The following is a 20358-nucleotide window of genomic DNA, read 5'->3' as shown; positions in this document are numbered from 1 at the left end:
ATTAAATGAAAATTAGTCTAGCACTTGTTGCCACATTCTCGAGTTTTGCGCTTCATGCCGCGGACATCGACACTGCAACGTCAATACAAAATAAAACAAATCAGGCTTCTGTAAGCAGCCAGAAGGCTATCGATAAAAGTGTCGTAAGATCGAATCAAATGAGTTCGGATATCGATCAGCTAAACGAAGAGCTTCATAATCTCAAAATATACAAAAAGCACCTCATGGGACTTGTTGCAAGCCAAGAGGACGAAATGAATAGCCTAAATAACCAGATCACCGAAATAAAAGAGACTCGTCAGGGTATCGTTCCTTTAATGTACGAGATGCTTGATGGACTACAAAAGCAGATCGAAACAGACAAACCCATTAATAAAGAGAAGAGAATCCAACGTTTAGACGAACTGCGTTCTTTGATGTCCCGCGCAGATGTGAGCGAGGCAGAAAAATACCGTCGTATCTTAGAAGCTTACCAAGTTGAATATCAATATGGTGACAAAATGGCGACCTACAGAAGCGATATCGACTTAGCCGATAATAGAACTGTCGAAGCTGATATTTTTTATCTTGGTAGAGCGGTTCTCATTGCCCGAAGTCTTGATAAATCCAAATATTGGACGTGGGAACAGTCATCACAAAGTTGGGTTAAAGGTGATGAAGGTTACTTAGAGCAAGTCAACCAAGCATATGCCTTAGCAAATAAACAAATTGCACCTCAGTTATTGACTCTGCCACTTTCTCTAAAAGCTAAGGAGATGAACTAATGAAGCGTACATTAATTTCATCATTACTCATTTCATTATCTCTGGCTTCTTCGTTTTCAGTTCAGAGTGCGTCATTAACCCAAGACGCTAAAGCACAAAGAACTCAGGAAGCGAGTCACGATCGTCAACGTGAGTCTGGATTTAAACGTTCAGAAGCGGAGTTGCGACAAGAAAAAAGTGATTTGACGGCAGAAAAACAACAAATCCAAAAAGAAATAGATCAGCTTTCGGCAAAATTTAGTCAAAACGAAGATTCGTTGGCTAAGTTGGAAGAGAAGTTACGCTTGGAAAGTGGCAGTTTAGGTGAAATGTTTGGGGTCGTAAGACAAAATGCAAAAGAGCTCAACTCAAACATGGAAGATGCGGTGAGCACCGCTGATCATAACCAATATAGCGATGTTATTGCAGATATTGTCGCTGCTAAATCATTACCATCACTAAAACAGCTCAACGGCTTGTGGCTTGCTCTACAAGATCAGATCTCTGCGAGCGGTGAAATCAAAGCTATCGATGTTCCTTTCGTTGATCAACAAGGTGAAAAATCGACAAAACAAGTTATTCGTCTCGGCAATTTGGCCATGATCGACAATTCTGGATATTTAGAGTGGGACGACTCGAAGCATCAAGCGACTTCTTACTCTGTTCAGCCAGACAATGCACCAACTCTAAGTTCGGTTACTCAGCTAATGGATGGTAAAACTCAGTATCTACCCATTGACCCTTCAAAAGGGATGCTTATCAAGCAGCTTGAAAATGAGCCGACACTTTCTGACAGAATTAAAGCAGGTGGTGTTATAGGTAATATCATCATTGGACTACTGGTTATCGGATTGATTATCGCAATTTATCGTGGTGTGGTTCTGATGGTAAGTAAGCAGAAAATTAATGCCCAACTTAAGAACCCGAGTCAACTTGGTGACAACCCATTGGCACGCGTACTTGGTGTTTATAAGAAAGATAACTCTCAGTCAGTAGAGGCTTTGGAGCTACGTTTACTAGAAGCTGTTATCGACGAGCAAAGCCATTTAGAAAAAGGGTTATCAATGCTTAAGCTTCTTGCTGCACTGGCTCCAATGCTTGGTCTGCTGGGTACGGTAACCGGTATGATAGAAACATTCCAGGTTATTACTCTATTCGGTAACGGTGACCCTAAAGTAATGGCCGGTGGTATTTCGATGGCACTTGTTACAACTGTTCTTGGATTAGTCGCTGCAATGCCATTGTTGCTTGCTCATAATATTCTTACCTCTCAGTCAGAAGCAATTCGAACCATATTAGAAAAGCAAGGGATTGGTCTGGTTGCAGAACAAGCTGAAAAAGATGGTCTTAAAAACGTACTTGGGAAAGCAGCCTAATGTTGAGTCTATTGTCACTCGATCATCTTTTTGTTCCTCTTGACGACTTTATGTCTCAAGGGGGAACAATATTGTGGTGGCTGGCATTTATCGTATTGTTATCCTGGTTCTTTGTTGCGGAAAGGATCATGTTCCTTTTGTTTACTTTTCCAAAGCACAGTGAAGAATGGATTAAACATTGGCATAGCAGAAATGATCGTTCTTCTTGGTATGCGTTATCAATACGTGAAGGCTGGCTCTCAGAAGCTCATATCCTTCTTTTTAAGCATCTTAATTTTATTAAAGTGCTAGTACAAATTTGTCCGATGTTGGGTTTACTAGGCACAGTCACTGGAATGATATCCGTTTTTGATGTGATGGCGACCAAAGGGACAGCGGATCCAAAACTGATGGCTTCAGGTATCTCATTAGCAACGTTGCCCACTATGGCTGGAATGGTAGCTGCGTTAGCAGGCCTGTTCATCCATGCACGTCTTCAGAAAAAATGCCAAATGATGGAAATGAAGTTAGAAAAGTCACTTAGGAGTTACTCATGAGATTAGGACGTAGACAAAATCGCCAGGATGAGGCTCAAGTTGATTTAACATCTATGCTAGACATCGTGTTCATTATGTTGATTTTCTTTATCGTCACCAGTTCTTTTGTCAGAGAATCTGGTGTTGAAGTCAACAGACCGCAAGCCTCACATGCAGTGAGTCAGAAAGATGCGGGAATTTTTGTTGCTATAACGTCAGCAAACGATATCTATATCGATAAGAATCAGGTCGATGTTGAACGGGTGCAAGCCACCTTGGAAAGAATGATGACCGATAAGCCAGATGCATCACTTGTTATTCAGGCTGATGAACATGCTTATAACGGCACAGTGGTCAAAGTAATGGATGCGGCAAAGGGCGCTGGAGTTAAGAACATCGCGTTGGCTGCGGAGAAGAAATAATGGCTCGTTATTTTATTGCGATGCCAGCAAGCGCTCTTATCGCTTTTCTTCTATTTAGCTTCATGGCTTGGATGGTCGATAACGGAAGAACTCAGAAACCGGAACAGGCCTCTCCACTTCAGTTTGATATGGTGATGGTTGAAAATGATACCGATGTCCAAAGGCGTCAACGCTCCGTTCCAGATCAACCTGAAACTCCGCCAGAGCCGCCAACAAATGAATTACCGAAACCAACTGCGGCGTCATCGCTTGATGCATCATTTGATAGCCCGGTAGCGCAGTTGAGTATGAATACTCAAATAAAAGGAGTCGCGATTCAGGCTCCTAGTATCGGGAAACTGACTAGTCAAGTGAGCGACAATCGCCAGCTAATGCCGATTTACCGCGTACAACCAAACTATCCATCACGAGCGTTACGACGTAACATAGAAGGGTATGTTGTTGTTCGATTTGATATTGATGAAAACGGGCGGCCATTCAATATTCAGGTGGTCGAATCAAAACCAAGCAGAATGTTTGACCGTGAAGCCATTAGAGCAGTTAAACGTTGGAAATATCAGCCTAATGTAGAAAATGGAACAGCGTCAGTGGTAACAGGACAGCAAACTAAAGTGGAATTTAGGATCGCAAAATGAAAAAGCCAGTAATAAAAGCGTTGTTGGTATGGAGTATTTTCGCGTCTTTGGGCGCAAATGCCGCCGAGTTGAGTACCCGGACGACACAAAAAATTATTGTTGCTCAACAGCTCGCTGAGAAAGATAAGTTCTCAGAAGCCATTGCAACCCTGAATAAGATCGATACATCAAGCGAATATGATAAGGCGTACCTAAATCGTATTCTTGGTATCTATTACTGGGAAAATAATCAACCAAACAACGCGATTAAAGCGCTAAAAGCCTCGGTGGATTCAGCTCAGCTTAAAGATGAGCAAGCCTGGTCGACTGAAAACATGCTTGCAGGGTTGTTACTCAATAGTCACGAGTATCGTCAAGCTCTTTCCCATTATGAAAACTTGCTGAAGAATCCTCAGGATGGTAAGGATATTGATCAAATCTGGTTGCGTGTTGCCCAAATTCATTATCAGTTAGAGCAGTGGAAGCAAACTCTTACTTCCGTAGCACAATACGAAAAGTTCAAGAAGCCTGATGCAATCACACCTCTATCAATTAAATTAGGCGCACAACTGCAACTCAAGCAGTTTCGCTCGGCCATCCCTACTGTAAAACGTATCATCCCTCTTGATAAGAAAGATAGAAATTGGTGGTTACAGCTAGTCAATTTACAAATGCAGACGAATCAACATAGAGATGCATTAAGTAGTCTTGAACTCGCTAAAACTAGTGGTGTATCGCTTAAGCGCACCGATCTTCTGCTTTTAGCACAGCTATATGGACAGAATGGTATACCGGAAAGAGCGGCAAGAGTTCTCGAAAATATTTCGGGTGTCAAACAGGATCGTAAGCTTGTTGTGCAGCTCGCGAGCTATTGGCAAAACGCAAAAGAATGGACGCAAGCGAAGTCGACCTGGCAAATAGCTGCTCAAATGAATAAAAAATACCTTTGGAACGTTGCTCAGATTGAGCTTCAGCAAAGAAGTTATAGCGATGCTTACCAAACGCTGCAATCACTGGAAGGTCATTACCCTAAAGATAAAGTGGCGTTAGCAAAAGCTCGTGTATTGTATCGCTTAAATAAGTTAGGCCCAGCATTAAGACTCGCTCAGGAGGCTCATGATCTACATCCTTCACGAGAAACAAAGAGTTGGGTTAAGTATTTAAGCCAGTTGCAAAAATACCAGGAAAGAATGTCAAACGCGTGATACGTTGTTCAATCCTCTCATCCTGCCGTGGGTGAGATGTTGCAGCGTTCAAATAGGCTTTGCCAGTAATGCACATGCTTCTGTATCGATTTCCTAAACAGAGTGTGTGCATTTTTTATTGGGTAAACATATTGTGAGTCGGGGATGTCGAATATGACTGTAGATGCTTCTATTCGGTAATAAACGCTATCTAGGGTAGCAAGATAGGGCTGTATAACTCCTATATAGTATTTATAAAACACATTCCTTAGGTAAAGTGTTTTGGTTTTATCCCTGTTGGGGCCACATAATAAACGTTCATCATTTTGCTGTAACCACTGGGTAATTTGATTGAGCCAAGATGTTGTTGTTTGCATTGAAAAAAGTAGAGGCCCGAGCAAGGGCTGTTTCTCCAAATCTTCTTGTGACGATGTCACTTTTATTACTGTTATTGATGCCAAATTTTCTGGATTTTTAATTAGTGGAAAAAGTGAAGATAGATTTTTCAATGCAGTTTCAGTCTCTGAAGTTGGGATTCCCGACACTAACCACTCGGCTTTCCCTAGTTGTACGCGCATCGCTTCGCTATGGTAGAGAACTGCCTGCCAATATAGTGTTAAATTCCGCTGCTTTTCGGCAATGATCTTGGCAATAAATTGTTTTATTTCGGGCTTTAAATCGGCCGCTAGGCATTGTGAACCTATCTTAATGAACTTCAACTCGTAGTCTAAATTGCGAAATGGGTCGCTTACTTTTCCGAGGATCGAGTTTTTCTCTGCAATCAATTCGAATAAACCGCACGACTTCAAGCTGTAGCTATCGACCAAGCCCATAGACTGTCTTTCGATGACGATGGGGATTTCTCGTTTATCTGGTAAAAGAGAATAATCTGGAGTGCTTAGGTCCACTTCATTTACGTTTAAAATCGACGCAATTCGTTCTTGATACGTACTAAAAGCTTGTGTTGGTAAATGGTCATCCGTACAGGAGGTCAAGGAGAATAGCAGGAATACGATGACAACGATTTTCTGCATTTCTCCTCCAATGGTTTTATGTAGTCTGTGTGTTTGGAACTTTTTTGAATAACTTAAAAATGACTTTGAGTCGTAATCCTAACAATACTGCTGCCGTCGATAACCCAGCAATGAAGCCAATCCAAAATCCTTTGGCTCCCATGGGACTGATAACCCAATTAGTCATTCCGAGTATGTATCCTACAGGTAGGCCGACCCCCCAATAAGAAACCAAGGTACGTATAAAGATAGCACGCATATCTTTATAACCTCTAAGTGCTCCAGCAGCTGTTGCCTGGAATGCATCTGTACATTGATAAACGCCTGCAACGATTAATAATGATACCGCAAGATCGAGTACTTCCTGATTACTTGTGTACATTCGAGCGATGATACCACTTCCTAGCATAGTAAAACTTGCCGTTATCAAGGCAGTACCGATGGCAACAAACAGCGCTGTCTTTGTCGCTATTTGTGCATCTTCATTTCGGCCTTCACCTAAAAAATGTCCGACTCTTATCGTAACCGCAACACCAATGCTCATCGGCAACATAAATATTAAAGTAGAAAAGTTAATCGCAATTTGGTGGGCTGCCACAATTGTTGGGCCTAACGGTGAAATCAGCAACGCCACTGCGGCAAACAATGTCACCTCAAAAAATTGAGCAGACGCGACTGGTAGTCCTAGCTTAAATAGTTTCCACACTTCTTTGAGATTAATAGGGTGCCATTTTTGGAATATTTGATAGTGGCGCACAGCGTGAGCTTTTAAGATATAGAACAGAAGCAATGCGGCCATTAACCAATAGACTAATGCTGTCGCAATACCACAGCCAACGCCACCCAATTCAGGCATACCAAACTTACCGTATACAAAAATCCAGTTTAGCGGAATGTTACACAGTAATCCGACAAAACCGATAAACATTGCAGGCTTGGTTCGCGAGATCCCGTCAGTGAAGCTACGTAATGATTGAAAGAGTAAAAATGCTGGCGCAGCAAAGATCATGGCATAGAGATAGTGTACGGTCTTAAGTTCTAACTGAGGTTCAACGTCCATCAGCTGAAGGATATAATGGGACTGATAAAGTACCAATCCCGTCGGTAGAGTAAGGATTAAAGCGGTATAAATACCTTGTTGTATTTCAAAAGGGATACTTTCTATTCGCCGGGCACCGGATAATTGGGCTACAACCGGAATCAGAGCCATCAATACCCCCATACTGAATAAGATAGTGGGAAGCCAGATACTTGCCGCTACCGAAACTGCTGCCATATCAACAGCACTATATCCACCTGCCATAATGGTATCAACAAAGCCCATGCCTGTCTGGGCCACAGACGCAATTAAAACGGGGGTCGCTAGTCGGACTAAGTTGTTTGCTTCGTTCTTATAATTAGACACCAATTTCTCCGATGGGTACTATGGCAAGATTATCCGTGGTGAAAGAGGCGCCATGATAAAGAAATGCGCCTTATACTGCTATTAAAATTTAGGAGAAGTAACATGTTTACTGGGATAGTTCAGGGGATCGCGCAAGTTACCCACATAGAAAAGAAACCAGGACTGCAATCGCATACGATTTCGTTGCCGCAAGGCCATACTGAACATCTTCAAATAGGTGCGTCAGTTGCTCATAATGGATGTTGTTTAACTGTGACGGCCATTTCAGGTGACAATGTCACGTTTGATCTAATGCAGGAAACTCTAAAGCTCACCAATCTTGGTTTGCTGGAAGAAGGTAGCTACATCAATTTTGAACGCGCAGCAAAGTTTGGCGATGAGATTGGTGGTCATGTTATGTCTGGGCACATTATCGCGACCGTTGATATTACCGAAATTATAGCTAGCGAAAACAACAAAACGATCTGGTTTAAAGCTCCAGAAGAATTAATGAAGTATATTCTTCCCAAGGGATTTGTTGGCCTTGATGGTTGTTCTCTTACGATTGGCGATGTTAAAGACGATCATTTTTCCGTTCATTTGATACCCGAAACAATCGAACGAACTCTTTTTGGGAAACGTCAAATCGGTCATCAAGTAAACCTTGAGATAGACGCAAGCACCCAGGCGGTCGTCGATACCGTAGAACGTGTTATGCACAATAACAAGAACGCAGTGGCTTAAACTGTTAGTGCCAATTTTATTTCCTGAATCATGGATTCTGCGTGAGCTAAATAGTGACCACCAAAGCAATTGCAGTGGTTCAGGATATGATAGAGGTTGTAAATCGACATTCGTTCTTTGAAGCCTGGGGATAGAGGATAAATTTGCTCATATCCCTGATAGAATTCTTTCGGAAATTGACCAAACAGGCGAGTCATCGCAATATCACATTCACGGTCTCCCCAATAACTCGCTGGATCATAAAATACAGCGCCGTTCGAGTACTGGGATAAATTCCCTGTCCATAGATCACCATGAAGAAGAGATGGCTTAGGGTTATGAGCAAGTAAATTATCATGGATCAAACCAACAAAGGATTCTATGTCTGTTAGGACAATACCTTTGTCGAAAAGTAGCTGAAGTTGCCAGCCTATCCGTTGTTCCGAGAAAAAACTCGCCCAATTTTTACTCCAAGGATTAGGCTGAACGGTAAATCCAATGTAATTATCTTGATCGAAACCGAACTGCTTCTGATCATCACATTTATGCAGTTTTGCCAATTCCTCTCCAGCGTTATAGCTTATCGAGCTATCAATTAGCGTGGTACAGGGGATATATTCTAAGACAAGAAATGAATGCGTTTTACTTGTTCCACAGGTTATGACCTCAGGAACTCGGATAGTATTAGTTAGCTGCAGTCTTCGCAAAGCTTCACTTTCAGCGACAAAGTTATCTATTGCTGGCTTATCGTTGACTTTAACGAAAAAACTCAATTTGGAATTGGATATTACGTATGCTTCATTGATATCCCCCCCAGATAGATGCTCTCGTCTGGATATAATAAAGCCACGTTCTAACTCTTGTGAAATATGCTTAGCAATACCTTCCCACATAAGCGCCTCGTGTTTTCACTTTAGTTGTTGGTAAGTTTAGATATAACGTACACTTTTTGCGCTATATTTTTGTTTTGAAACTGCAAGAGTTAACTTGAGCTTTCATACTACTATGCCATACTCAAATTTAGCATTAGCTCAAAAATTCGGTTTAACATTTTAACTAAATTAGATATTTATCAATAAAATGGTATAAACTGGCATTCTAAATGTATCATTTGTGTGAATTTGCCAATTCATTGAATAGAATTGTCTTATAAAACGAAGTTTATTGATTGGAGTTCCGCCGTGGTTGTGGATAAAGAAGGCTATACAGCACTGATAGAACACTTGGCTTTAAATCTCGATATTTTTACCAAGGACGGAGATACCGGACAAGAAAGTGTAGAAGACGTTGTTACCGATATGATTGCCAGCAATATCATGGCTATTTTTGAGCAAAATCCAGAGTTGCACTCTAGTGTTCGTTTTAAATTACTTAAAGAAGCTGACATTGTCGCCGAAGATTTGGGCGAAGTGCTTGCGGGATGCTGGACGAAAAGGGCTACCAACGAACAGATTATCTTTTTAGACGAGTATATTGCCTTAGTTAAGAACCTGTTTGATTCTGCCGTTGCTACTTACGATTAGGTTTATCAATCAAGCATTGTCATTAAACAGTCACAAAAGCGTATCAAAAGTGATAAATTACAAACATATTATCCCTGTAGTTAGAAAAATTCATACAGTGGTAATATGTTTAACTTTCTTAAAACCCTCTCTCTAATAAAAGTTTTTTCTTTTCTCATACTGTCTTTCTTCGTTGTTATTGGATTTATTAGTTTTCAAAGTATTGAAAGCCTAAAGAAAATTCAAAAGCAATTTCAATACATAACAACACAAGATTTTCCTCTCGCTGTGACACAATCCAATATCATTCAACACGTACTTAGAATGAATGATTTATTGACGAAAGTGATTACAGAAAAATCGTCGTTACAAAACGTAGAGCATGTCGTTCTGCGAATTAATTCAACGAGAGCAGAACTAGATAAAGAATTGACTCGATTGCTTGAACTCAATTCTATGAATGCCGACTATATCGTTATATCAACCAATCAATTAGAAGCGATCAAAAATGAAATTGCTCAATTTGAAAAGAGTGCTTTTGAATTGATTGAGTCAAGAAAGCTATACATTGATGTTCTAAACCAAGTTGACGCAGATAAAAGTGAATTTAGGTATGGATTAGGTTCATTAGGTCCTGAAATGAATCGTATTGCCACCTCTTTAGCTTTCGGCGATCCTGAAGCAATGGATGCAGCAAACAGACTAGTATCAAATGCGTCTAAAATGGACAGTTTATTTTTATCATTGCTTATGGAAAACGACCCGAAAAGCGGAAATGACATCGTAAAAGAACTAAAGAATCGCTTAGCTGGTGTCAATCTAGCCTATGATGACTTTAAAGAACGCTATCCCGACGTTGTTGAGTTTACAAGTTTTACATCTGGGTATGACATTGTAACTAATGGGTTTGCTTCGGGGCAAATACTGGATAGTGCGCTGTCCCTAATTGTTATACAAAGTAACCAAGTAGCCAAGCTGAAAAATATGTCTTCTTTGTCAGATGATATATTGGTTAATCTGGACAATATGTTGGCTCTTATGATGTCAAACCTTGATAGTAAAGAGGTCAAAGTACATCATGTCCTTTCCAATTCTTTGAGTTTTATTTTGATCAGTGCAGGTTTGGGGATGATGGCACTTTTAGTTGTTGCTGTTTTAATTCATCGCTGGATTAGAAGGAGCGTAACTCAGATTCATCAGCATCTCGAACATCTTGGAAAAAGACAGCTCTCTCAGGATAACGCTCAAGCTCCTCGTACTTATGGTCCCTCTGAATTTTCTCATATATCTGAAGGCATACAACGAGTTGAAAACATAGTGTGTGACTCTCTGCTTCAGGTGAAAGAAAACTCTAACGAATTACGCCGAGCATCCATTGACACGTATCAGAATATAGAGCAATCGGAAAAGCTACTCCGAGAGCAAAATAATGAGTTGGCCGCGATGAGCGATACCATGTCACAGATTCAAACATCCACAAAAGAGATTACACTCGCCACACATGATGTCTTGTCTCTCACTCGTTCAGGTTCATCAACTCTGAATGAAGGTGTTGCATCACTCCATTCTAATTTACAGACGCTTGAAGACTTAAATTCGACGCTTGATATTAATGAACAGTCTATGCTGGAACTGAATGAAAAGGTAAAAAGTATCGAAGACATGGTTAATCTGATTAATGGTATTGCGGAAAGTACAAACCTACTTGCTTTAAATGCGGCTATTGAGGCTGCAAGAGCAGGGGAACAAGGGAGAGGGTTTGCGGTAGTGGCTGATGAAGTGCGTCGTCTTGCAAGTGATACGACATCTCAAACAGAAAGTATCCGCAAAAGCATGCATGAACTTTTATCCTCTAGTGAAAAGTCCCGCCAAGTTACGCAACTTTCCCGTGATCAAATGGTTAAAGCTCTAGAGTCTTCAAATTTAGTAAAAGTCGCATTTGAAGACGCTACCCATGCTATTTCCAATATTAGTCAAAGGATAGAACAGGTTGCTGTTGCCGCGGAGCAGCAGGAAAGGGCAACGTTGGATGTGAGTAATACTGTAAGAAGTATTAGTGAGCAATCAAGTCAATCGTCATCGCATTTGGTTTCGGTTGTTGAATCAGCAAGAACAGTACAAGCGACAACTAAAACACTGGAAAATATGCTGGGTAAATTTAGACTTAGATAATTTCTAAGTTGTAATTCGGTAAAGTGGTATTAGAATCCTCGTCATTATCGTTATTGGGGTATTATGATTGATGAGGACTCACCAGTTCCATATGGTTTATCAGGAACGACTTTCTAAAGCAACAAAGCCATTTATAGCGCGCGGAGCCAAAGTAAAACGCTGTACATACTGTCAGGTAGAATCATCACTTTGCCTATGTGATATTCAACCCAATATCGATAGTAAAGCGAAATTCATGCTCTTAGTATCTGACACTGAGATTTTTAAACCCAGTAATACAGGTAGACTGATCGCAGATGTTGTAAAAGATACCCAAGTTCATTTATGGTCTAGGACAGAACCCGCTTCTTCACTACTAATGACGCTTAGCGATCCGAATCTTTATCCCGTTGTTGTATTTCCCGATGAATATGTTGATAACAAAGAAAGGATTATCAGTACGCACGATTTAAAGCACATACCACAAGGGAAAACGGCCTTATTTATCGTACTTGATGGCAGTTGGCGTGAAGCAAGAAGAATGTTTCGTCGTTCACCTTATCTGGATTCTCTGCCTGTTCTTTCTATTCATCCGGAACGGATTTCTGAATACATCATGCGTAAGTCTAGTAAAGAAGAACACTTATCTACTGCAGAAGTCTCTTCTATCGTACTTCGAGAGGCTGGCTTCATAAATGAAGGAAACGTGTTAGAAAGCTGGTTTCAGGTTTTCAGAGAAACTTATCTCCTTTCCAAGTCAAGAGCAAAAAAAGACCAAAGCAGGCCTTCACTCGATGCCTATTTAACCAAACTTAAAACCTGATAGTTATGAAGAGCGTTCAAGCTGTAATTCATTGATGAATAGAGTTATATTAATAACTAAACATCGATGTGCATAACGGAGAGAAGAAATGTATTTTGGCTTTGATGTCGGAGGCACAAAAATAGAATTTGGGGCTTTCGACAATAATTTGGAACGAGTGGCTTCTGAGCGCGTGCCAACACCAAAAGAAAACTATGACGACCTAGTCAATGCAATCGTAAGTTTAGTGACTAAATATGATCTTCAGTTTGGAGTTAAAGGCTCTGTAGGTATTGGTTTTCCCGGTACAGAAAGCAGCATCGATCGGAAAGTTCTAACGGTAAACATACCTTGTGCTAATGGTAAGACATTGGGCAAAGACCTCAGTAGTCAGTTGAAACGTGACGTTATATTAGAAAATGACGCAAACTGCTTTGCTCTATCAGAAGCTTGGGATGATGAACTAAAAGGCTTTCCATCTGTTCTAGGTTTGATTTTGGGCACTGGGTTTGGCGGTGGTATGACCTACCGAGGGAAAGTATTTTCTGGCTTAAACGGTTGCGCCGGAGAGTTAGGCCACATCCGAGTTCCAATTGATGCTTGGTTAAAACTAGGTGAGAAAGCACCGATGTTTCAGTGTGGATGTGGTAATAAAGGGTGTTTAGATAATTATCTCTCTGGTCGAGGCTTTGAGCAGCTCTACGAGAATCACAATGGTCAGAAGAAAAGTGCCAAAGATATTATCAACGGATATTACAACAATGAAAAGGTCAGTTGTGAGTTCGTGGAGTTTTTCCTCGATTTTCTAGCGTGTTGTCTGGGTAATCTCTTTACTGGTCTTGACCCTCATGCGGTTGTACTGGGTGGAGGCTTGTCTAACTTCGATGTACTATATGATGAACTTCCAAAACGTATACCTCAGTATCTGCTGTCCGTTGCGACTTGCCCAAAAATACTCAAGGCTAAGCATGGTGATTCTGGTGGTGTTAGGGGCGCGGCTTTCCTAAACATCGGAGAATAAAAAAAGGAGCGATGCTCCTTTTTTTATTCTCCGATACCACGATTATCTTTAGGCTTTAACGTTATCTTGGTAAATCCCAACTTTCTAAAATAGTTATCACGGTAATTTTTTACGGCTTTTGTATCAGAAATCGCTTCAATCTGAGCTTCCATTTTTAGATACTCAGAAATGTCTATACCTTCGGCATTCGCAACTGCTTCATGGATATTATGGAAACGTTCATAACTGAAGGTCAGCGTTTTCTCTTCATTTTTGTATGTGTATAAAATTGTACGGGACACAACGTTCATCCTTATCTGTAGAAGCCGCTATTGTAAAACATCTAGCAACTTTTCACTAACCAGATCAATGAAACTCTGAATTTTTCCATACTGCATACTGATAAGCATGTAATAAATCAAATAACTGCTCCTTAGATAATGACATCAGAGCTTTGGTAGGTAACAATACACCAAAATACCTATTAGTGAGGGTTTTAGACTCATGAGCCAAATTTCTAATGATCGGAAGAACTATGCTGTATTTTCCGTGCTGATTGTTGACGATGAAGTAGGTATACAGACCTTTTTAAAAAAGGCGATGAGCGAGTATTTTTACCGAATCGATTGTGCGAGTTCTGTAGAGTTAGCTGAAGATCTTTTTAAAGAAAATCATTATGACGTTATCTTACTTGATATCAATTTACCTGGGCGTTCTGGACTAGAGTGGGACGAACTTTTTGAGAACCGAACCAAGTCTGACGTTATATTTATGACCGGTTATGCGACAGTAGAGATGACGATTTCGGCGTTAAAACTCGGTGCCTCTGACTTTATTTTAAAGCCATTTAATCTAGAACAGATACTTTCGTCGGTGTTTCGCTGCTTGGATAAACGAATTGCCCATCGTAGTGAACAGGCACTATTCAGGGACCTATCTCAATATGTTGATACCAATATTATTGGTGTCTCCGAAAAAACAAAGCAGCTTAAGCAGGTCATACAGCAATTTGCGCCGTCTAACGCGAATATTTTAATTCATGGAGAAGCGGGATGTGGTAAGGAGAGGGCGGCACGAAGAATTCATAAGCTAAGTGGTCGACCTGGACCATTTGTATCGGTCACCTGTTCAACTCTGGGTTATGTTGATATCGAAACTGAGCTTTTGGGGTCGGCAAAAAAAGACAAGGAAGGACTCTTCATCATCGCTAATGGCGGCACATTATATCTCGATGAAATTACAGACCTTAACTACGAACAACAAGGTATGTTACTTAGTATCATACAAAATCGTTCAATTACTCCGCTAGGCACCAGTCAATCACAGCCAATAGATGTACGAATCATCGCATCAACAACACATTCCGTACAAAGTTTAATTGAGACAGGTAAGTTTCGGGGAGAGTTATATTACAAGCTCGGGGTGTTAAAAATTGAAATGCCTACATTACGAGAGCGTAAAACAGATATAAAAGAAATGCTCATCTACTTTACTCGCTGCATTTGTAAAGACTTATCACTTCCGCTACCTCAATGGTTAGGTGAATTTCATACGGACATGTACGATTATGAATGGCCGGGGAATACCCGAGAGTTGCGAAATTTGGTTGAGCGTTGCTTGTTACTTAACATATCGCCTCTACAATATTGGAATAGAAGGCTTGATAGTGCTCTGGGTAATACGACAAAAGTCACTTTATCTGTATCTAGCAGTGACCATATGCCTCCGATGAAGGAAGTGGTGGAACATGAGGGGTATCCCAGTAATTGGTCATTAAAAGAAATAGAAAAAAGCCATATTCAAAAAGTAGTTGAAACCAACGATGGAAATAAATCTGCTGCTGCAAAAGTTCTTGGTGTGTCGCGTAAGACCATAGAGAGAAAGTACAAAGAATGGGAAGAAGAGGAAAATCACTTTGTCTAACCCTAAACGGACTATGTTTCCTTTTGATAAGCTCAAAGAATATTCGTCTTCGGCTCGATACAGAATATTACTGTTTACATCAGCTCCCATCCTGATAACGGTCATCGCGTTAATAGGGATTACCCTATATTGGGCGTTTAGCTATACATGGAAAAATACGCTTCACGATGTATCGACTCGCCTTCAAATTGCCCAAAGTAGTTTTGGCCTCTTAAAATCCACTCAAGAAGCGAGTCTGAATGCAATATCACAGTCCTATCGGTTTCAGGAGCTGTTGAGGAAAAAGGCTAATACGAAATATATCAATGATTTTCTAAAGACATTAACTACGTCGTATGCAGTTGATTATATTCAGTACTATCCCTTAACAGATAGCTCAAGAAGTCCACAAAATGTAACTTATGGCTCGTATTTTAGTGTGTTATCTTCTGACGATTTAAATCAAATTGATCGTAAGTTATCGCAGCAGTCTAAAATTCGGCTGGCGAAGTCAGGTGCTACATTGAGTCGTGGTTTGGTATTAAAAACAGTCAGTGCGGTCGTTGATGTCAATTTTAATGTCGTTGGGTACCTAGATGCTGGTGTGCTTATCAATAACTCGAGTGAAATCGTCGATAAGTTGAGAGATTTAATCTATCCGCCTACTCATATTAACCACTCATCTCTGGGAACCGTAACGCTCTTTTTAGATAAGTACCGGGTTTCAACGAATGTACCATTGATTAATGCCAACAAGTTCAGATCCTCGGGAACTCGAGCACTAGGCACTGAAGTGTCAGTTCAAGTCGCAACAGTAGTGCTCAAAGAAGATAAAGTATGGCTCGGCCTCGCTAACGTCGTTGATGGTTGGTATGTGGCAGGCTATCAGTCTATCAAAGACGAATATGGTAATAATATTGGTATTGTCTATACAGGATATTCAATCTGGTCGTTTCTTCAGGAATACATTATTAGTATTTCAATTTTACTCTCGCTTGCGCTCTTATTACTTATCTTAGCAACCTATTTTGTACTAAAAGAATCTTCGGCACTGTTTTTACCATTGGAGAAGATGGGAGAGGTGATAAAGCGCATCAAGCTAGGCGAAACCACTCGTATCGGCGACTTAGGACTGCATGAAAACCATGAATTATCGGTATTAGCTCGACAATTCGACTTCATGCTCGATAACCTTGAGGAGCAAAACAAAGAGATCAAAGGACTTGTGTCTGATTTAGAACTTAAAGTTGCTGAGCGAACTGAAAAGTTAGAAATAAAAACTAAGCAGTTAGAACATCATATTGATCTTCTCAATCAAACAAAAAACAAGTTGGTTTCACAAGAAAAATTCGCTGCATTAGGTGTTTTAACTGCTGGAATAGCGCATGAAATTAACAATCCAGTTGCCGTTATACTAGGTAACGTGGAGCTAATTAAAATAGCCGTAAATAGAGGAAGCTTAGACATTGGAGATGAGATTCGTACTATTTTTGAGCAAATAGATCGCATCAAGAGTATTAATCACAGTTTATTGCAATACAGCAAACAACCCTCAGCGGCGCTTAACCAGCCAATCTATCAAGATATCAATTCTATTATTGAAGAAAGTATTACATTGACGAATACTGGATGCGCTAAAAAGAATATTATTTTCGAACTTCGTTGTAATGCAAGGACTACTACTGTCGTTGATAAACATCAGATGTTACAAGTCTTAATTAATTTAGAACTCAATGCAATTGATGCAATGCAAGGGACCGGAAAAATAATCTTATCAACGGACGATGATATAAATACAGATGGGTCAGTTAATGGTGTTATTGTTAATATAACCGATGAAGGGTGTGGTATTCCTGATGATCAGTTAGGCAAGATATTTGACCCTTTCTTCTCTATGAAGAAAGATGGTACAGGTCTAGGATTAGCAGTATCAAATAGTATTATAAATCAAATAGGTGGAGAGATTACTGTTTCGTCTGTTCAAGGTAAAGGAACAACATTTACCATTTATCTTCCTGTAAACGTAAGCCTATCGAATGGGTAAAGGTTAATCTTTATCCATCTTTTTTAAATTCCTAAGTGATCTAACTTTTGAGACATTTGTTACTTTATTAATACGGTATCCTTAAGTTGAAATATGTCTTCATATGCATGTGAGCGATTAAAGATTTAGGTATATTATGTCACAAACAATGTTTGAAATAAGTGATACATTCAGGACGCATAATTCATGGTCTATTGCTTGTGAGTTTGTTGATCACAGTATTATTACCGGCGCATGGGTTACTAAGCAAAAACAACTTATCGGGTTCAATTTAAATCCTGATAAAGTTACAAATAAAAGCGTTATTCTCAATCTTTACTCTAATGAGAAAAAGGATTATCGAGCAAATTTAAAAACTGAGCATCCCAAACTTTTCATTGTTATCGAAAGTATAGAAGGGGAACAGGATCGCTTATTAATGGCAACAGCTTCACGACGAGTGTCAGATCGATTTACAGAGAAAGGGTTTCTTGTTCTATCTAAAGATATGCCAGATGAAGTAACGGAATGGTTAAAAGAATATACCTATTAGTTGGATTTATCCTCAAATAGCTTAATCGATAAAAGGTAACGCAATGTTACCTTTTTTTATACATATTGCACAATTTTGAAACACTCAAGCCAACCCCTAGTGAACCACAATGATCCATTTTGTTTTATTTTGGTGCACAATAGTAGTCTTAAGTTCTTAAGATTATCCATAAAGTTATTAGCATTAAAAAATAAATACTTTATTTTCATGTGGTTATAATAATTGCATCAAAATAACCCAAAAGCACAATTATGGTTCAATTTTTGCTAAACCTCCTTAAATAAAATTACAAGCCCCAAAATGGGGATTTTAGTCTTTAATAGCACAAATTTTGTGCGTTGTATTTTGGAGAGAACGAGAATGACCCAATCTGTAGATCAAGTGCAGAGTGCTGTCGAGGCATTGACTCAAAGCTCTGACACGCTATTCCTACTACTAGGAGCGATAATGGTGTTTTTCATGCACGCTGGCTTCGCTTTTCTTGAAGTTGGCACAGTGCGTAAAAAAAATCAGGTAAACGCTTTGGTTAAAATAATAGCGGACTTTGGTATATCAACCATTGCCTATTTATTTATTGGTTACTGGATAGCTTATGGAGCTAATTTCTTTGCTGATGCACAAACATTAAGTCAGAACAATGGCTATGACCTTGTTAAATTTTTCTTTTTATTAACGTTCGCAGCTGCAATCCCTGCAATTGTGTCGGGAGGTATTGCAGAACGCGCCCGGTTTTACCCAATACTTATTGCGACGTTTTTCACTGTAGGGATCGTCTATCCTTTATTTGAAGGAATGATATGGAATGGTAATTATGGGCTTCAGGAGTGGTTTCAAAACCAATTTCAATACAGCTTCCACGACTTTGCCGGTTCGGTCGTTGTCCATGGTGTCGGAGGATGGATAGCCTTAGTTGCCGTTATTTTTCTTGGAATGCGAAAAGGTCGAATTAGAGCCGGGAAACATACCAATTTCGCACCATCAAACATTCCGTTCCTAGCGCTAGGAGCATGGATTCTCTGTGTTGGTTGGTTTGGATTTAATGTAATGTCAGCTCAAGCAATCAATGGAATCAGTGGCTTAGTTGCCATGAACTCATTGTTAGCAATGGTTGGTGGTATATTAGCAGCACTGGTAGCTGGTAAGAATGACCCCGGCTTCATTCATAATGGACCATTAGCAGGGTTAGTTGCGGTTTGTGCCGGGTCTGATTTAATGCACCCATTTGGTGCTCTTATCACCGGCTGTATTGCTGGCATTCTATTTATCTGGGTATTCACCTATGTACAAAACAAAACTAAAATTGATGATGTGCTTGGAGTATGGCCATTGCATGGCCTATGTGGCGCCTGGGGTGGGATTGCTTGTGGCATTTTTGGGCAAACATCGTTCGGTGGTCTAGGCGGAGTTAGTTTGATGGTTCAGGTGATAGGTACTTTTACAGGTATCCTAATTGCTGTTATTGGCTCGTTCATTGTGTACGGTACACTGCATAAGTTAACGGGACTACGATTATCTGAGGAAGAAGAATTCCGAGGAGCCGATCTTTCTATACACTACATTTCGTCAACGAACGAAGAAAATTAAAATTAGGCTTGTCCCATCTAATCATTAAAAAAGAGCGTAACATCTATAAAGAGTTACGCTCTTTTTTTATTTTATTCAGCGCACTACAGATCAATATTGATTGGTGCTAACCTTAAGTAAATGCAACTAAAGGAATAGCTATGAAGTTTCCATATCGAAAAATTGTTGTGTTAACTGGCGCTGGGATTTCAGCCGAATCAGGTATACAAACGTTTCGTTCACAAGATGGTTTGTGGGAAAACCACCGAATAGAAGATGTTGCTACACCAGAGGGCTACCATCGAAATCCAGATCTCGTCCAAGACTTCTATAACGCACGGCGCAAACAATTATTATCACCCACAATAAAACCGAATTCTGCTCATTTTGCTCTGGGTAAGCTTGAGTCTGAGTCAGATGCGAAAGTGATAATCGTAACACAGAATATTGATAACCTTCACGAACGTGGAGGGAGTAAGAACATTATCCATATGCATGGCGAATTGTTAAAGGCTCGTTGTACTCAATCAGGACAAGTTTTTGAACAATTAGGCGATCTCAATGAAGGCGATTTATGCCATTGCTGTCAAATTCCCTCACAACTAAGACCTGATATCGTTTGGTTTGGTGAAATGCCGATAGGGATGGGTGACATATACCATGCCCTTGAAAAAGCAGATTTGTTTATATCGATCGGAACTTCTGGGGTAGTTTATCCCGCAGCCGGCTTTGTCCATGATGCCAAACTTCATGGGGCACACACGATCGAAGTTAATTTAGAGCCCAGTGCAACAGAAAGTGAATTTGACGAGAAACGATATGGTAAGGCGAGCATAGAAGTGCCTAAGTTAGTTGAAGAAATCCTAGCATTAGAGTCGTAATAAAAAG

Annotated in this window: 20 protein-coding genes; 16 read left to right on the top strand and 4 right to left on the bottom strand. The window is 40.1% G+C overall.

All coding sequences use genetic code 11. The annotated features are described in order from the left end of the window. The first annotated feature begins 5 nt into the window (after nucleotides 1-5). Genes EES38_RS10150 through EES38_RS10125 form a run of 6 tightly spaced genes read left to right on the top strand, consistent with a single transcriptional unit; the run spans nucleotide 6 to nucleotide 4875 of the window. Nucleotides 6-764, top strand: a complete 759-nt coding sequence (locus EES38_RS10150) for a DUF3450 domain-containing protein (RefSeq protein ID WP_124937067.1) — start codon at nucleotides 6-8, stop codon at nucleotides 762-764. Further along, complete coding sequence (locus EES38_RS10145) at nucleotides 764-2119, top strand: MotA/TolQ/ExbB proton channel family protein (RefSeq protein ID WP_124937066.1); 1356 nt, start codon at nucleotides 764-766, stop codon at nucleotides 2117-2119. Before EES38_RS10150 ends, EES38_RS10145 begins: the two co-directional genes overlap by 1 nt. Continuing rightward, nucleotides 2119-2655, top strand: a complete 537-nt coding sequence (locus EES38_RS10140) for a MotA/TolQ/ExbB proton channel family protein (RefSeq protein WP_124937065.1) — start codon at nucleotides 2119-2121, stop codon at nucleotides 2653-2655. Before EES38_RS10145 ends, EES38_RS10140 begins: the two co-directional genes overlap by 1 nt. After that, entirely contained in the window at nucleotides 2652-3056 is a 405-nt protein-coding gene (locus EES38_RS10135) for an ExbD/TolR family protein (RefSeq protein ID WP_124937064.1), read from the top strand. Before EES38_RS10140 ends, EES38_RS10135 begins: the two co-directional genes overlap by 4 nt. Further along, nucleotides 3056-3691, top strand: coding sequence for an energy transducer TonB (locus tag EES38_RS10130; RefSeq protein ID WP_124937063.1), 636 nt, complete (start codon nucleotides 3056-3058; stop codon nucleotides 3689-3691). The genes EES38_RS10135 and EES38_RS10130 overlap by 1 nt, the downstream gene beginning before the upstream one ends. Next, complete coding sequence (locus tag EES38_RS10125) at nucleotides 3688-4875, top strand: tetratricopeptide repeat protein (RefSeq protein ID WP_124937062.1); 1188 nt, start codon at nucleotides 3688-3690, stop codon at nucleotides 4873-4875. Before EES38_RS10130 ends, EES38_RS10125 begins: the two co-directional genes overlap by 4 nt. A gap of 17 nt (nucleotides 4876-4892) precedes the next feature. Here the strand turns inward: EES38_RS10125 and EES38_RS10120 are convergent, their stop codons facing one another. Together EES38_RS10120 and EES38_RS10115 are read right to left on the bottom strand one after the other, a co-directional pair. Continuing rightward, nucleotides 4893-5888 (bottom strand): DUF3080 domain-containing protein, encoded by a 996-nt coding sequence (locus EES38_RS10120; RefSeq protein WP_124937061.1) that lies wholly within the window; start codon nucleotides 5886-5888, stop codon nucleotides 4893-4895. 16 nt (nucleotides 5889-5904) lie between these two features. Beyond that, the gene (locus EES38_RS10115) at nucleotides 5905-7272 is read right to left on the bottom strand and encodes an MATE family efflux transporter (protein WP_124937060.1); all 1368 of its coding nucleotides are present in this window, start codon (nucleotides 7270-7272) and stop codon (nucleotides 5905-5907) included. Nucleotides 7273-7374: 102 nt separating this feature from the next. On the opposite strand from EES38_RS10115, the gene EES38_RS10110 reads away from it, so the two are divergent. Next, nucleotides 7375-7995, top strand: a complete 621-nt coding sequence (locus tag EES38_RS10110; RefSeq protein ID WP_124937059.1) for a riboflavin synthase subunit alpha — start codon at nucleotides 7375-7377, stop codon at nucleotides 7993-7995. Here the strand turns inward: EES38_RS10110 and EES38_RS10105 are convergent. Further along, on the bottom strand, nucleotides 7992-8867 hold the full coding sequence (locus EES38_RS10105) for a fructosamine kinase family protein (RefSeq protein WP_124937058.1): 876 nt from the start codon (nucleotides 8865-8867) through the stop codon (nucleotides 7992-7994). The two genes, EES38_RS10110 and EES38_RS10105, sit on opposite strands and share 4 nt — an antisense overlap. A 288-nt stretch (nucleotides 8868-9155) precedes the next feature. Here EES38_RS10105 and EES38_RS10100 point away from each other — a divergent pair, with 288 nt between their 5' ends. From EES38_RS10100 to nagK, 4 genes are all read left to right on the top strand, one after another. Further along, a complete protein-coding gene (locus tag EES38_RS10100; RefSeq protein ID WP_124937057.1) occupies nucleotides 9156-9497 on the top strand; it encodes a DUF3802 family protein in 342 nt (113 codons plus the stop codon). A gap of 105 nt (nucleotides 9498-9602) precedes the next feature. Next, complete coding sequence (locus tag EES38_RS10095; RefSeq protein ID WP_124937056.1) at nucleotides 9603-11648, top strand: methyl-accepting chemotaxis protein; 2046 nt, start codon at nucleotides 9603-9605, stop codon at nucleotides 11646-11648. A 70-nt stretch (nucleotides 11649-11718) separates the two neighbouring features. Next, nucleotides 11719-12450, top strand: coding sequence for a tRNA-uridine aminocarboxypropyltransferase (locus EES38_RS10090; protein WP_124937203.1), 732 nt, complete (start codon nucleotides 11719-11721; stop codon nucleotides 12448-12450). Between the two features lie 88 nt (nucleotides 12451-12538). Then, nucleotides 12539-13450 (top strand): N-acetylglucosamine kinase, encoded by a 912-nt coding sequence (gene nagK, locus EES38_RS10085; protein WP_124937055.1) that lies wholly within the window; start codon nucleotides 12539-12541, stop codon nucleotides 13448-13450. 23 nt (nucleotides 13451-13473) lie between these two features. Here the strand turns inward: nagK and EES38_RS10080 are convergent, their stop codons facing one another. Next, on the bottom strand, nucleotides 13474-13731 hold the full coding sequence (locus EES38_RS10080) for a DUF2960 family protein (protein WP_124937054.1): 258 nt from the start codon (nucleotides 13729-13731) through the stop codon (nucleotides 13474-13476). Nucleotides 13732-13933: 202 nt separating this feature from the next. Between EES38_RS10080 and EES38_RS10075 the strand changes: the two genes are divergently transcribed. The 5 genes from EES38_RS10075 to cobB all read left to right on the top strand — a co-directional run bounded on the left by EES38_RS10075 (nucleotide 13934) and on the right by cobB (nucleotide 20351). Then, nucleotides 13934-15352 (top strand): sigma-54-dependent transcriptional regulator, encoded by a 1419-nt coding sequence (locus EES38_RS10075; RefSeq protein WP_124937053.1) that lies wholly within the window; start codon nucleotides 13934-13936, stop codon nucleotides 15350-15352. Continuing rightward, nucleotides 15345-17375: a sensor histidine kinase gene (locus EES38_RS10070; RefSeq protein ID WP_124937052.1), complete on the top strand. Its 2031-nt coding sequence runs from the start codon at nucleotides 15345-15347 to the stop codon at nucleotides 17373-17375. The genes EES38_RS10075 and EES38_RS10070 overlap by 8 nt, the downstream gene beginning before the upstream one ends. A gap of 136 nt (nucleotides 17376-17511) precedes the next feature. Next, nucleotides 17512-17907, top strand: a complete 396-nt coding sequence (locus EES38_RS10065) for a DUF3305 domain-containing protein (RefSeq protein WP_124937051.1) — start codon at nucleotides 17512-17514, stop codon at nucleotides 17905-17907. A gap of 360 nt (nucleotides 17908-18267) precedes the next feature. Beyond that, the gene (locus EES38_RS10060; RefSeq protein WP_124937050.1) at nucleotides 18268-19491 is read left to right on the top strand and encodes an ammonium transporter; all 1224 of its coding nucleotides are present in this window, start codon (nucleotides 18268-18270) and stop codon (nucleotides 19489-19491) included. Between the two features lie 140 nt (nucleotides 19492-19631). Next, nucleotides 19632-20351, top strand: a complete 720-nt coding sequence (gene cobB / locus EES38_RS10055) for a Sir2 family NAD+-dependent deacetylase (RefSeq protein ID WP_124937049.1) — start codon at nucleotides 19632-19634, stop codon at nucleotides 20349-20351. The last annotated feature ends 7 nt before the right edge of the window (nucleotides 20352-20358 follow it).

The sequence above is a fragment of the Vibrio viridaestus genome (assembly GCF_003856525.1).
In the GTDB taxonomy this organism is placed as follows: domain Bacteria; phylum Pseudomonadota; class Gammaproteobacteria; order Enterobacterales; family Vibrionaceae; genus Vibrio; species Vibrio viridaestus.
The sequence above is the reverse complement of the archived record's forward strand: the minus strand, read 5'-3'. Positions and strand labels throughout refer to the sequence as shown.